12 protein-coding genes are annotated in these 14,028 nt (G+C 68.1%); 3 read left to right on the plus strand and 9 right to left on the minus strand.

Features of this window, described 5'->3' with window-relative positions:
* Window positions 1-106 precede the first annotated feature (106 nt).
* The 5 genes from FHS55_RS21065 to FHS55_RS21085 form a co-directional block, all read right to left on the minus strand.
* Window positions 107-910 carry a transporter substrate-binding domain-containing protein gene (locus tag FHS55_RS21065; RefSeq protein ID WP_183191795.1) on the minus strand — a complete coding sequence of 268 codons (804 nt, stop codon included), beginning with the start codon at window positions 908-910 and terminating at the stop codon, window positions 107-109.
* A 113-nt stretch (window positions 911-1,023) separates the two neighbouring features.
* A complete protein-coding gene (speB, locus tag FHS55_RS21070) occupies window positions 1,024-1,968 on the minus strand; it encodes an agmatinase (RefSeq protein WP_183191796.1) in 945 nt (314 codons plus the stop codon).
* 13 nt (window positions 1,969-1,981) lie between these two features.
* Entirely contained in the window at window positions 1,982-2,653 is a 672-nt protein-coding gene (locus FHS55_RS21075) for an amino acid ABC transporter permease (RefSeq protein WP_183191798.1), read from the minus strand.
* A complete protein-coding gene (locus tag FHS55_RS21080) occupies window positions 2,650-3,465 on the minus strand; it encodes an amino acid ABC transporter ATP-binding protein (protein WP_183191800.1) in 816 nt (271 codons plus the stop codon). Before FHS55_RS21080 ends, FHS55_RS21075 begins: the two co-directional genes overlap by 4 nt.
* Window positions 3,465-4,094, minus strand: a complete 630-nt coding sequence (locus FHS55_RS21085; protein WP_183191802.1) for a DUF1989 domain-containing protein — start codon at window positions 4,092-4,094, stop codon at window positions 3,465-3,467. Before FHS55_RS21085 ends, FHS55_RS21080 begins: the two co-directional genes overlap by 1 nt.
* 357 nt (window positions 4,095-4,451) lie before the next feature.
* On the opposite strand from FHS55_RS21085, the gene pxpB reads away from it, so the two are divergent.
* From pxpB to FHS55_RS21100, 3 genes are read left to right on the plus strand one after another with little or no spacing between them, the layout of a single operon-like run.
* A complete protein-coding gene (gene pxpB, locus FHS55_RS21090; RefSeq protein ID WP_183191803.1) occupies window positions 4,452-5,204 on the plus strand; it encodes a 5-oxoprolinase subunit PxpB in 753 nt (250 codons plus the stop codon).
* Window positions 5,204-6,241: a 5-oxoprolinase subunit C family protein gene (locus FHS55_RS21095; protein WP_183191805.1), complete on the plus strand. Its 1,038-nt coding sequence runs from the start codon at window positions 5,204-5,206 to the stop codon at window positions 6,239-6,241. Before pxpB ends, FHS55_RS21095 begins: the two co-directional genes overlap by 1 nt.
* Before the next feature lie 14 nt (window positions 6,242-6,255).
* Entirely contained in the window at window positions 6,256-7,026 is a 771-nt protein-coding gene (locus FHS55_RS21100) for a LamB/YcsF family protein (protein ID WP_183191807.1), read from the plus strand.
* Window positions 7,027-7,040: 14 nt separating this feature from the next.
* Here FHS55_RS21100 and FHS55_RS21105 read toward each other — a convergent pair whose 3' ends face one another.
* The 4 genes from FHS55_RS21105 to FHS55_RS21120 form a co-directional block, all read right to left on the minus strand.
* Window positions 7,041-10,115 carry an efflux RND transporter permease subunit gene (locus FHS55_RS21105; RefSeq protein WP_183191809.1) on the minus strand — a complete coding sequence of 1,025 codons (3,075 nt, stop codon included), beginning with the start codon at window positions 10,113-10,115 and terminating at the stop codon, window positions 7,041-7,043.
* A gap of 9 nt (window positions 10,116-10,124) precedes the next feature.
* Entirely contained in the window at window positions 10,125-11,150 is a 1,026-nt protein-coding gene (locus tag FHS55_RS21110; RefSeq protein ID WP_246340357.1) for an efflux RND transporter periplasmic adaptor subunit, read from the minus strand.
* Window positions 11,151-11,469: 319 nt separating this feature from the next.
* Window positions 11,470-12,921 carry a gamma-aminobutyraldehyde dehydrogenase gene (locus FHS55_RS21115; protein WP_183191811.1) on the minus strand — a complete coding sequence of 484 codons (1,452 nt, stop codon included), beginning with the start codon at window positions 12,919-12,921 and terminating at the stop codon, window positions 11,470-11,472.
* Between the two features lie 11 nt (window positions 12,922-12,932).
* Window positions 12,933-13,733, minus strand: a complete 801-nt coding sequence (locus FHS55_RS21120) for an ABC transporter permease (RefSeq protein WP_183191813.1) — start codon at window positions 13,731-13,733, stop codon at window positions 12,933-12,935.
* Window positions 13,734-14,028: the final 295 nt, after the last annotated feature.

The raw sequence follows: 14,028 nt of genomic DNA on the forward strand, positions 1-14,028 counted from the left end.
GACGCCATCCGATCAGGTAACGCGTTCTCTATCGATCGTTTAGAGGCGGATCCAACTCGTGGGGCCCGACCGCGTCGGAACGCGGCCGGGCGGGCGACGGGATGGATCAGAACTGCGTCTTGATCGGATCCTTGGGAGCCGGCGAATAGCCGATGAGCGGGGTGGTGAGCTTGGCATAGGTGCCATCGGCGATCATGTCCGCCAGCGCCTTGTTCACTGCCTTGACGAGGTTCGGCTTGCCCTTCTTGAAGGGGAAACCCTTCTGGATGTGGCTGAGATAGTCCGGCACCAGCACGAGCGGCAGCTTGGAGGCCTCGATCGCATAGGCGGCGGCGATGGAATCGGTGATGACCGCATCGATCTGGCCGTTCACCAGATCCTGGATGGCATCCGACTCGGCCTTGTAGGCCTTGGTCGTGGCGCCGCGCTCTTCCGCCAGCTTCTGCCAGCTGGAAGAGACCAGCACGCCGACCGTCTTGCCCTTGATGTCGGCCGGCGCCTTGATCGGGGAATCCTTGCGGGTGATGACACGCCCGCCCGATTCCAGCCAGCCATCGGCGAACATCACCTGCTTCTGGCGCTCGGCCGTGATGTCCATGGCGTCGGAGGCGAAGTCGTACTGGTCGGCGGCGAGGCCGACGAGCAGCGCCTCCCACTTGATGATCACCGGCTCGTAGGTGAGGTTGAGCCGGCGGGCGATCTCCTTGCCGACGCGGATCTCCAGCCCGTCGAGCTGGCCGTCGGGCGTGCGCATGGAGAAGGGCGGATAGGTGCCCTCGGTGGCGATGAGCAGCGTGCCGGGCTTGATCAGCTCAAGCTCCTGCGCGCCGGCCGGGTTGGTGGTGAGCCCACCGGCGAGAAGCCCGCCGACGAGAGCGGCGGCAAGCACGGGAAGGAAGTTCAGACGCATGTTTTTCCCCTCTGTCGTCTGCTGTCTCAGGTCTTCAACGGGCCGCGGGACGGCGCCGGTCTGCTCGTGAAAGAGGCTCGCGCGGGCGATGCCTCTTCAGGATCTTCCAGCTATCAGGCCTTGCACGCCGCGCGCAGCGCCAGCAGCTCCGCCATCACGGTGGCGGCGAGCAGGGCGGTGATCTGCGCCGGCTGGTCATAGGGCGGGCACAGCTCGACCACGTCCGCGCCGACCAGGTTCACCCCCTCGATGCGGCGCAGGAGGTCCAGCGCCTCGCGCGCGCTGGGGCCCCCGGCTTCCGGCGTTTGCACGGCGGGGGCGTAGGCGGGATCGACGAAATCGAGGTCGAAGGTCAGGTAGGCCGGGCGCCCGGCCGTCCGCGCGGCGATACGTGCGGCCAGCGCGGGGATTCCACACGCGAACATCTCGTCGGTGGTGACCACCTCATAGCCAAGCTCGATCGACTGGCTGACATCGTCCGCCTTGAACAGCGAGCCGCGCATGCCGATCTGGATCGAATGGGCGGGATCGACGATCCCCTCCTCCACCGCGCGGCGGAACGGCGTGCCGGCGCTATATTTTTTGCCGGCAAAATACTTGTCCCAGGTATCGGAGTGCGAATCGAACTGGATCAACGCCAGCGGCCCGTGCCTGGCCGCCACGGCGCGCAGGGCGGCGAGCGTCACCGAATGGTCGCCGCCAATGCCGAATGGCGTGACGCCGGCATCCACCACCGCGCGCACGGCGAGTTCCAGCCGCTCCAGCGATTCGATCTCGTAGCCCGGCACCACGGCGGCATCGCCGGCGTCGGCACAGGCAAGCGCCTCGAACACGTTGATGTTGCGATAGGGATTGATGGGCCGCAGCATGATCGACATGGCCCGCACCGCATTCGGCGCGAAGCGCGCACCGGTGCGGAACGGCGCGCCGGAATCCGACGGCAGGCCGATGATCGCGGCATCGAGACCGGCCAGCGTGGTCGCCTGCGGCAGCCGCATGAAGGTCGGCACGCCGCAGAAGCGCGGGGTTTCGAGCGAATCGACGGGCAGAACGCTCATCTTGACGGTCCTCTCACAGCGAGCGCGCGTAATGGCGCTCCAGATGCCCGGCTGCCTGCGAGATGAGACTTGTCATCACGAGGTAGATGAGCGCAGTCGCGATATAGAATTCAAAGGGGCGGAAGGTGGTGGCGATGATGGTCTGGGAATAAAGCGTCAGCTCGACCACGGTGATGGTGGAGAGCAGCGATGTGTTCTTCACCATGGTGATGGCTTCGTTGGTCACCGGCGGCAGGATCACGCGGAAGACCTGCGGCAGGATGATGCGGCTCATCATGTGCCAGCGGCTCATGCCGAGCGCCTGCGCCGATTCCATCTGCCCCTTGGGGATGGCGGAAAGGCCGGCCCGCACGATCTCGGCGACATAGGCACCGCCATTGACGCCGAGCGCGATGACGCCAGCGACGAAGGGCGAGAGCCGCAGCCCCATCTGCGGCAGGCCGAAATAGATGATGAAGATCTGGATCAGCGTCGGCGTGCCGCGAATGAACCAGATGTAGAACTCGCTCGCCCGGCGCAGCGCGGAAAAGCGCGATGTCTTGGCGAGCGCGGCGACGAGGCCGCAGATCCAGCTCACCACGATGGCGAGCACCGACAGCACAAGCACCAGTCCGCTCGCCGCGGCGAAGCCGGGCACATAGGGGGCGAAGCCTTCCCACCAGCTGGCGATCGTGTCGATCCTCATGTCCGGCCTCCCAGCAACGGCGCAGCCGGCGCCGCGTGATACGCGTCCTCGTGCAGCACGCGCCGCAGGAACTGTTTCAGCCGCTCGCTGCTCGGCTGGCGCAGCACATCGCCGGGCGAGCCGTCTTCGGCGATGACGCCCTGGTCGAAGAAGATCACCCGGTTGGAAACCTCGCGGGCGAAGCCGATCTCATGGGTGACCAGCAGCATGGTCATCCCCTCGCTGGCGAGGTTCGCCATCAGCCCCAACACCTCGCCGACCAGTTCGGGGTCCAGCGCGGAGGTGACTTCGTCGAACAGCATCAGCCGCGGCTGCATGGCCAGCGCGCGCACGATGGCGACGCGCTGCTGCTGGCCGCCGGACAGCTTGGAGGGATAGGCATGGCGTTTCTCGGCCAGGCCGATGCGGGCGAGCAGCGCCTCCGCCTTCTCGCGTGCCTCGGCCGGCCGCTCGCCCTTCACCCGGATGGGTGCCTCGACGACGTTTTCCAGCACGGTCAGGTGCGGCCAGAGATTGTAGCTCTGGAACACCATGCCGATGCGGGCGCGCAGATCGCGCAGCTGCGCCGCGGTGGGCTGGCGGCGGGCACCCTCTTCGTAATCGAAGTGGAAGCCCTCGAAATCCATCGTGCCGCCATTCGGGCGCTCCAGCACGTTCACGCAGCGCAGGAACGTGCTCTTGCCCGAGCCGGACGCACCGATGACCGACACCACCTCGCCGGCATGCACATCGAGCGACACGCCCTTCAGCACCTCATGGGCGCCGAAACGCTTGCGCAGGTCGCGAATGCGGATGAGCGGCTCGCCGGCCATCAGGCGCCCCCGCCCACGGTCGAGAAGATGTCGATCCGGCAGTCGCGCGGCGTCCGGTCCTCGCCATTGATCGGGGTGATGTCCTGCGGGCAGCAGGAAAAGGCCATGACGACGTCGTCCTCAGCCTGCAGCACGAGATAGGAACCGGGCTTGGACGCGGGCAGCAGCCGGTCGAGCGATCCGTCCGCACGCACCGCCACGCACATGAAGAAATTCGCCGGCGCCGGGGTGAAGGGCAGCGCGATGCCGAGTTCGGCCAGCCCCTCATGCAGATTGTCCGAGCAGGAGCGGTGATAGCCCTCGACGCCGAGCTGGCGGTAGATGTCCGCGTTGCAGGCGCATAGCAGCGTGTCGTGCTTGCCCGACGAGGTGTCCTCGATGATCGACACCAGCGGCCGGCGGCGCGTGCTCACCAGCGCGGTCTCCTTGGTCACATGCACCGTCGAGTGGAAGGAGCGGAAATTGTCCATCGAGGTGAACTCGTAGAGGTCCCGCTCGACGAAGGCCCAGAAGTCGATCGCCTGCGTGCCGTGCGGGTTGGTCAGCTTCAGCCGCTGCCCCGCCTTCAGGCGCACCGCCTTGCCGGTGCCGGCCGGCAGCACGAAGGAATTCTCGAGTGGGTAATCCATCACGTCCCTCGAAACCCTCTGGTCGGGCCCCGCCCTGCCCACGAAAGGCGAGAACGCGCGGCCAGCTCGTAGTTGCGAACTAACTGCTTGATATTTTTTGGTATACCCATGGAATGCAAGTGGCATTTTTAATCAGAGCCTGCTCATTTCATGAGCGGATCGGCGCGGGCGGGCGCAGGGGCGGGATGGAAGGCGCGTCAACCGGCGCGCGTAGCGGGCGGCGCTGTCGCGGTCAAAGGTCGGCGCGTGCAATCTTTTTCCGCCCGCGCCCCATCGGGCACCGGTACGGAAAGCGGCTCTTGGCACGCATCTGGAAATGGAAGCTGTGATGCGTATCGACATGACGGAAGAACGTGCATGAAGACTGCCCAAGCGCTTCCTCCCCGCCTGCTCGACGCGGGCGAGAGCGGCCTCGTGGTCGAGTTCGGCGACGCCATCGACGAGCAGGTCAACCGTGAGGTGATCGCGCTGGCCGATGCGCTGGACGCCCTCCCGCTGGCCGGCATACGCGAGGTCGTGCCCACCTATCGCTCGCTGCTCGTGCTGTTCGATCCGCTGGTGCTCAGCCGGGAGACGCTGCGCGCGCGCGTGCTGGCGCTGTGGCCGCCACGGGCGGACGGCCGGCAGAGCCACGGCACCCGGCACGGCATCTGGCACGTGCCGGTGGCCTATGGCGGCGAGCACGGCGTGGATCTCGACCATGTCGCGCGCCTGCATGGCCTCTCCACGCGCGAGGTGGTCGACCTGCACAGCGGGGCGGAATACCGCGTCTACATGATCGGCTTCGCGCCCGGCTTCGCCTATCTCGGCGGGCTGAATGAGGCGATCCACACCAGCCGGCGCACCGATCCGCGGCTGAAGACACCCCCGCGCAGCGTGTCGATCGGCGGCCGGCAGGCGGCCGTCTCGCCGCCGCTGGAGATTCCCAGCGGCTGGCATCTGCTCGGCCAGACGCCGGTGCGCAGCTACGACCCCGCCCGTGCGGAGCGCCCTTTCCTCTTTGCCGCCGGCGACACGATCCGCTTCACCCCGATCCCGCACGCCGAATATGCCGCGCTGTGCCGCGCCGCCGAGGCGGGCGAGATCGTTGCCGAATGGGAGCCGGCCTGATGGGCGCCTGTCTCGTCGTCGATCGGCCGGGGCTGTTCTCCAGCCTGCAGGATTTCGGCCGGTTCGGCTATCAGCGCTTCGGCATCTCCGCCTCCGGCGCGATGGACAGCCTCGCCATGCAGGCGGCGAACCTGCTGGTGGGCAATGAACGCGGCGAGGCCACGGTCGAGCTCACCATGCTGGGGCTCTCGGCCGTGGTGGAAGGCGGCCCGCTGCGCCTCGCGCTGGCCGGTGCCGACATGGCCCTTACCATCAACGGCACGGCGGCCGAGGGCTGGAGCGCTCATCGCCTCGCGCCCGGCGACCGGATCGCGATCGGCGCCGCGCGGCAGGGCATGCGGGCCTATCTCGCCATTGCCGGCGGCCTCGACATCGCGCCGACGCTCGGCAGCCTGTCGACCCATTCGCGCTCGACCATCGGCGGGATTGACGGGCGGGCGCTGCGGACGGGGGACCGGCTGCCGGCGCGCGGGGAATCGGCCGGGCCCCGGCTCGCGCTCCCGGCGCCCTATCGCCCGCGCGGCGAGGGCCCGATCCGCGTGGTGCTGGGCCCGCAGGACGATTTCTTCACGCCGGAGGGCATCGCGACCTTCCTGTCCGCCCGCTATCGGGTGAGCGACAAGGTCGATCGCATGGGTGCGCAGCTGGAGGGGCCGGCCATTGCCCATGCGGGGGGCTTCAACATCGTCTCCGACGGCATCATGAACGGCTCCATCCAGGTGCCGGGCAATGGCCGCCCGCTCATCCTGCTCGCCGACCGGCAGACCACCGGCGGCTACCCCAAGATCGCCACCGTAATCGGGCCGGATCTCTGGCGGCTCGGGCAGGCGCGGCCCGGCGACGAATTCGCCTTTGCCGCCGTCACCGCCGAGGCGGCAGTGCTGGCGGCCGTGGAGCATGAGCGGCGCATTGCGGCCATGGCGGCCCGGATGATCGAACTGGCCTCCGCGGGAGCGGCGCTTTCCAGCGAGCGCCTGCTGGCGCACAACCTCGTCAGCGGCGTCTGCTCGGCGCTCGATCCATTGAGCGAACCCTGAACGGAGCACGACCCATGAAGATGATCGACCTCAACTGCGACATGGGCGAGGGCTTTGGTGTCTATTCGCTCGGCGACGATGCGGCGATGCTGGACATCGTCACCTCGGCCAATATCGCCTGCGGCTTTCATGCCGGCGACCCGCTGGTGATGGCGCAGACGCTCGCCCTCGCCAAGGCGCGCGGGGTCGGCTGCGGCGCCCATCCCAGCTTCATGGACCTGTGGGGCTTCGGCCGGCGGCCGATCCACGGCCAGAGCCCGGCCGATATCGAGAAGCAGCTCATCTACCAGATCGGCGCCCTGCAGGCGCTGGCCCACGCGCAGGGCCTGCGGCTCGGCCATGTGAAGACCCATGGCTCGCTCGGCAACATGGCCAATGAGGATATCGATCTCGCCCGCGCCGTCGCCCGGGCGATCAAGGTAGTCGATCCCGGCCTGATCTTCGTGGTGATGCCGGGCCTGCCGACCGAGCGCGCCGGCGAGGAAGCCGGGCTGAAGGTCGCCCGCGAGATCTATGCCGATCGCGCCTATGCGGCGAACGGCAACCTCGCCTCGCGCAAGCTGCCCGGCGCGGTGCTGCATGACGCGGAAGCGGCGGCCGCGCGGATCCTCGATATCCTCGACAGCGGCGCGGTCGCCTCGCTCGAGGGTCCGCGCATTCCGGTGCGGGCCGACACGATCTGCGTGCATGGCGACACCGCCGACGCGGTCGCCATGGCCCGCGCCGTGCGGACGCGCCTCACCGCCGCCGGCTATGTCCTGCAGCCCATGGCGAACTGGCTGTAGCGCTCCTCTGCGGCTCACTCGCCCGGGGTGTGCACCAGACCGGGGGCGATTTCGGCATGAGCGACGTGGTGAACGCGCCCGATGAACGAATACACCGCCGGCACCACGAACAGCGTCAGCAGCGTGCCCAGCGTCATGCCGCCGACGATGACCCAGCCGATCTGCGAGCGGCTCTCCGCGCCCGCGCCGCTGGCCATGGCGAGCGGCACCGCGCCGAGCACCATGGCGCCGGTGGTCATCAGGATCGGCCGCAGCCGCAGCGTCGCCGCCTCGATCACCGCCGCCCGCCGGTCAAGCCCGGCCTCCTGCTGCTGGTTGGCGAATTCCACGATGAGGATGCCGTGCTTGGTGATGAGGCCGACCAGCGTGACGAGGCCGATCTGCGAATAGACGTTGAGCGTGCCGCCGGCGAAATAGAGCGCGGCCAGCGCCCCGGTCATGGAGAGCGGCACGGTGAGCATGATGATGACCGGGTCGCGGAAACTCTCGAACTGCGCGGCGAGCACGAGATAGATGAAGCCAAGTGCCAGGATGAACACCAGCAGCAGGCTCTGGCCGGCCGCGCGATATTCGCGGCTCTGGCCGGAAACGTCGGTCTGCACCGTCTGCGGCAGCACCTCGCGCGCCGTCTGGTCCAGAAAAGCGAGTACTTCGCCCTGCGCGTAGCCGGGGGCGAGGTTGGCGGAAATAGTGGCCGAGCGCAGCTGGTTGAAGCGCTTCAGCTCCTGCGGCGCCACCGTTTCGGCAATGTTCACAAGATTGGACAATTGCACCATCTGCCCGGTGGCCGAGCGCAGATAGATGGTGTCGAGCGTCGCCGGCGATGCGCGGTCGCGCGCGTCGAGCTGCACATAGACGTCATATTGCTCTCCGCCGACCTCGAAACGGGTCACCTGCCGCCCGCCGAGCAGGCTCTCCAGCGTGCGCCCCAGCACGGAGACGTCGATGCCCAGATCCGCTGCCTTGGCGCGATCGATGGTGATGGAGATTTCCGGCTTGTTCAGCTTGAGGTCGCTCTCCACGCTGGCAAGGCCGGGATAATCGGCGACGCGCGCGAGGAAGCGGTTCACATAGGTATCGAGTTCCTCATAGGTGCCCGATGTCTGCAGCACGAATTCGATCGGCCGCGAATTGTTGGAAGCGCCGAGCGAGGGCGGGTTGTTGGCATAGGCGTTGACGCCAGCGATGCGGCGCAGCTCCGGGGCGGTGGCGCGCACGATTTCCTGCTGGCGCCGGTCGCGCTCGTCCCAGTCCTTGAGCCGGCCGATGACGAGAAAACGGTTCACCTCGGGCATGCCGTTGATGATGAGCACGCTCTCCATCTCCGGCAGTTCTTCGAGAATGCCCTCCACCTGGTTGGTGTAGCGGGACGTGTAGGCGAGCGTCGAGCCCTCCGGTCCGCTCCCCGTCACCCGCACCACGCCGCGATCCTCGACCGGCGAGAGTTCGGAGGGCAGCGCGCGGATCAGCACCCCGCTCGCCCCCGCCACCAGCAGCGCCACCAGCAGCACCAGCGCCCGCACCCGCAGCGAGAGCGTGAGCGCCGCGCGATAGCCGTTCTCCAGCCCGCGCAGGCCCCGTTCGACGAAGGCGGAAATGCGCCCGGGCTTCTCCTCATGCTTGAGCAGGCGCGAGCACATCATCGGTGTCAGCGTCAGGGCGATGAAGCCGGAAATCAGCACCGCGCCGGCCAGGGTGAGCGCGAATTCGAGGAACAGCCGCCCGGTGCGGCCAGGCGCGAAGGCCACGGGCGCATAGACCGCCGCCAGCGTCAGCGTCATCGCCACCACCGCGAAGCCGATCTCGCGCGAGCCCTTCAGCGCGGCGGGGATCGGCTTCATGCCATGCTCGATATGGCGGAAGATGTTCTCCAGCACCACGATGGCATCGTCCACCACGAGGCCGATGGCCAGCACCAGCGCCAGCAGGGTCAGCGTGTTCACGCTGAAGCCGAGCACATACATCACGGCGAAGGTGGTGATCAGCGAAATGGGGATGGTGACGATCGGGATGATCGAGGCGCGGAAGGAGCGCAGGAACACCACGATCACCAGTACCACCAGCACCACGGCTTCGAAGATGGTGTGGAACACCGAGCGGATCGAGCGATCGATGAACACGGCATTGTCGTTGCCGATCGAGGCGGTCATCCCCTCCGGCAGGCTCTCATTGACCGCCGGCAGCACCCCGCGCACGCCGGACGAGACGTCCAGCGGATTGGCCACCGCCTGCTTGATGATGCCGACAATGATGGCCTGCCCGCCATTGAAGCGCGAGGAGCGGCGCTCGTCGGCGGCGCCAAGCTCGACCTTGGCGACATCGGCGAGGCGCACCTGCGTGCCCCCCGTCCGCTTGACGATGATGTCGTTGAACTGGTCGACGCTCGCCAGCGCGGTGCGCGAGAGCACCGTGAACTCGCGATCCACGCTCTCGATGCGCCCGGCGGGAACCTCGACATTCTGTGCCCGGAGCGCGCTCTCGATATCCTGCACCGTCAGCTCATAGGCGGCGAGCCGCTCGCGGTCGATCCACACGCGCATGGCATAGCGGCGCTCGCCATAGATCTGCACGTCGGCGACGCCGGTCAGGTTCTTGAAGCGGTCGACCACGTAGCGGTCGATATAATCGGTCAGTTCCAGCCCGTTCATGCGGTCCGAGCGGAACACCACGAACACCACGGGCTGCGCGTCCGCCTCGACCTTGGAAATCACCGGCTCGTCGATCTCGTCCGGCAGACGCTGGCGCACGCGGCTCACACGGTCGCGCACGTCGCTCGCCGCGACGTCGGCATTGACCTCCGGGCGGAAGCGCACCGTGATGCGGCTGGATTCCGAGCGGCTGGTGGATTCCAGCACATCGATGCCTTCGATGCCGGCGATGGAGCCTTCCAGCACCTGTGTCACCTGGCTCTCGACGATGGTGGCCGAGGCGCCGGGATAGCGCGTCACCACGGAAACCACGGGCTCGTCGATATTGGGGTATTCACGCACCGTGAGGCGGCTATAGGCGACGATGCCCACCAGCACCATAAGCAGGCTGAGCACCGTGGCGAAGACCGGACGGCGGATGCAGATTTCGGGCAGACCCATGGTTGTGCCTCAGCTCTGCGGGTCCGGCGGGGTGCTCACAATCTCGACCACGGCCTTGTTGCGCAGCCGCCCCTGCCCGGCAATGACCACGCTGGCGCCTGCCGCGATGCCATTCAAAACCTCGACCTCGCCGGCCAGCCGCTGACCGAGCGTCACCTTGGTCTCGACCGCGTGGCCGTCCTCGACCACCCAGACGAAACGCTCCTGGCCGCGCGGCACCACCGCCCCCTCCGGGACGAACACCGCGGAACGGCTCTCCGTGCCCTTGAGCAGCACCCGAACGAACAGACCGGGCCGCAGCACGCCGCCCGGGTTGGGCAGGCGGGCGCGCACGCTGAGCGAGCGGCCGTTCACGTCGATCAGCGGGTCGATCGCATAGACCATGCCGGTGAAGGTCTGGCCGGGCATGGCATCGGCGAGGATCTCCACCTCCTGCCCCACGGCGACGTTGCGCAGGTAGATTTCGGGGATCTTGAAGTCGACCTTGAGCAGATCGATCTTCTCCAGGTTCACCAGTTCCGTGCCGACCGCGATATAGGCGCCGACCGACACCGTGCGCAGGCCCACCACCCCGTCGAACGGGGCGGTGATGGTGTGCTTGGCCACCTGCACGCGCTGCGAATCCAGCACCGCATTGGCGCGGTTGAGCTCGGCGAGAGCCTCGTCCAGCGCCCGCGTCGTGCCGGCCCCGGACTGCGACAGGCGCGAGGCGCGATCGTGATTGGCCTTGGCCAGTTCGAGCCGCGCCTCGGTCTCGTCCAGCGAGGCCTTCACCAGCGCGGCGTCGAGCTGCACCAGCACGTCGCCGGCCTTGACGTGCTCGCCCTCGCGGAAGGAAATCTCCTGAACGCGGCCGGTGACCTCCGAGGCCACCTTCACCGATTCATCCGATTGCAGCGTGCCGATGGAGCGGATGTCGGCGGTGACCTGCGAGGCACGCGCCGGTGCCACCTCGACAGCGATCCGCGCCGCGCCGGCGCGCGGCTCGGGTGCCGCGCGCGCCTCGCCCTTCAGCGCGGCGAATTTCTCGGACAAGCCGAATTCCGTGACGAAATCCCTGTCAAACCACCCCTTTTGCTGGGCGAACGCGCCCACCCCCGCCAGAACGGCCACACACAGCACAAAGCCTATTCCGCGTCGCATAAAGGTCCTCGCAAGCCGCGCCCGAAAGCTGGAAGCCCAAGCTTCGACACAGCAGATGCTACGGGAGGTGCCAACTTAAATCTCTGTCACATTCCCGGGTGGCCGATCACAGTTCGGTAAGATACTCCATCAATAGAATATTCTCACCCGACGGCCGCCAGTGACGACCATCGGGGTTAACGATACGTGTCGCGGTGAGTTCCGCGACGGCTCAGCCGTTCTTCACCATCACATGGCGCACGACGGTGTAATCCTCCAGCGCATAGGCCGAGAGGTCCTTGCCGTAGCCCGATTGCTTGAGCCCGCCATGGGGCATCTCGCTCACCAGCATGAAGTGGCAGTTCACCCAGGTGCAGCCATATTGCAGGCGCGCCGCCGTCGCCATGCCCTTGCCCACGTCGGACGTCCACACCGAGGAGGCGAGGCCGTAATCGCTGTCATTGGCCCAGCCGACCGCCTCGTCCACATCGTCGAACCGCGTGACGGAAACGACCGGGCCGAACACCTCGCGGCGCACGATCTCGTCGCTGTGCAGCGCGCCGGCGACCACGGTCGGCTCGTAGAAGAAGCCCTTGCCGGAGGCCGCGCTGCCCGCAAGCCGGCCGCCGGTGGCGATCTCGATATGGCTCACCTCGGCGGCGCGCTCCACGAAGGAGGCGACGCGGGCGCGCTGGCGGGCGGAAATCAGCGGGCCGATATCGTTCTGCGTGTCATCCGCACGTCCGAACCGGAGCCCGGACACCGCCGAGGCGAGATCGGCGACGAGATTGTCGTAGATCTTGCTGCCCGCATAGATCCGGCAGGCGGCGGTGCAGTCCTGCCCGGCATTGTAATAGCCGAACGCTTTCACCCCCTCGACCACCGCGTCGATATCGGCATCGTCGAACACGATGACAGGCGCCTTGCCGCCGAGTTCCAGATGCGTGCGCTTCACCGTCTTGGCGGCGGCGGCGAGCACCTTCTTGCCGGTGGCGATGTCGCCGGTGAGCGAGACCATCGCCACCTTGGGATGGTGGATCAGCGCGTTGCCGACGCTCTCGCCGCGCCCGACCACGACATTCACCACGCCTTCGGGGAAGAGGTCGGCGATGATCCTCGCCAGCTTGAGCAGGGTGAGCGGCGTCTGCTCCGAGGGCTTGATCACCACCGTGTTGCCGCCCGCCAGCGCCGGGGCCAGCTTCCACGCCGCCATCATCAGCGGGTAGTTCCACGGCGCGATGGAGGCGACCACGCCGATCGGATCGCGGCGGATCATCGAGGTGTGGCCGGCCAGATACTCGCCCGCCACCATGCCGTGCTGGGTGCGCACCGCGCCGGCGAAGAAGCGGAAGCAATCCACCACGCCGGGCAATTCGTCGTTGAGCACCGCATGGCGCGGCTTGCCGCAATTGAGCGCCTCCAGCGTGGCGAAAGATTCGGCTTCCCTCTCGATGCGGTCGGCCAGCTTCAGCAGCAGCGCGGAGCGCTCCGCCGGCGTGGTGCGCGACCAGCCGCGAAACGCGCGTTCCGCCGCGTTCACCGCCGCGTCGATCTGGTCGGCGGAGGCTTCGGGCAGTTCGATCAGCGTCTCCTCGGTCTTCGGGTTCAGCACGGTCTCCGGCGTCTCGGTGCCGGCGACGAACTGCGCGCCGATCAGCATCTGCGTATCGGAAAGAGCGGTCATGACGGGAGCTCCTATTTGCCTGAGCCGGCCACCGCCTCGCCCTCGCGCGTGAGGTAATAGGCCGCGAGGATCGGCAGGAAGGTGACAGCGATCACGAGGACGGCGACGACATTGGTCACGGGCCGCTGCCGCGGGCGGATGAGTTCGGACAGCATCCAGATCGGCAGGGTGGATTGCTGGCCGGCGGTGAAGGTGGTGACGATGACCTCGTCGAAAGACAGCGCGAAGGCCAGCATGCCGCCCGCCAGCAGCGCGGTGCCGATATTGGGCAGCACGACGAGGCGGAAGGTCTGGAAGGCATCGGCGCCGAGGTCCATCGACGCCTCGATGAGGGAGGGAGAGAGCCGCCGCAGCCGGGCCACCGCATTGTTGTAGACGACGACGATGCAGAAGGTCGCGTGGCCGAGCACGATGGTCCAGAAGGAGAAGGGGATCTCCATCAGCCCGAAGGCCTGCCGCAGCGCGATGCCGGTGACGATGCCCGGCAGCGCGATGGGCAGCACGAACAGGAGCGAGATCGGCTCGCGCCCGAAGAACCGCGCCCGCGCCAGCGCGCCGGCCGCCAGCGTGCCGAGCACCAGCGCGACCAGCGTGGCGACGGTCGCGACCCTCAGCGACAGGCCCACCGCCGACCAGATGTCCGCCCTGCCCCACACCACGCCGAACCATTTCAGCGTGAAGCCGGGCGGCGGGAAGGCGTAGCTCTTTTCTTCCGTGGTGAAGGCATAGAGCAGGATGAACAAGAGCGGGATGTGCAGGAACGCCAACCCCGCACCGGCGGCGATCTTGAGGGGCAGCGGCGCGCGGGTCATCGCTGAGGCCTCGCCGCATCTTCACCTCTCCCCGTCGGGGAGAGGTCGGCGCCGCAGGCGCCGGGTGAGGGGCGACGCGCTACGACGATGGAGCGCGCGCCGGCCCCCCCCCCCCCCCCCCCCCCCCCCCGGCGCGGGGGGGGGGGGGGGGGCGCCCCCCCCCCCCCCCCCCCCCCCCCCCCCCCCCCCCCCCCCCCCCGCCCCCCCCCCCCCCCCCCCCCCCCCCCCCCCCCCCCCCCCCCCCCCCCCCCCCCCCCCCCCCCCCCCCCCCCCCCCCCCCCCCCCCCCCCCCCCC

The organism is Ancylobacter tetraedralis, assembly GCF_014195655.1.
Taxonomy (GTDB): Bacteria; Pseudomonadota; Alphaproteobacteria; order Rhizobiales; family Xanthobacteraceae; genus Ancylobacter; species Ancylobacter tetraedralis.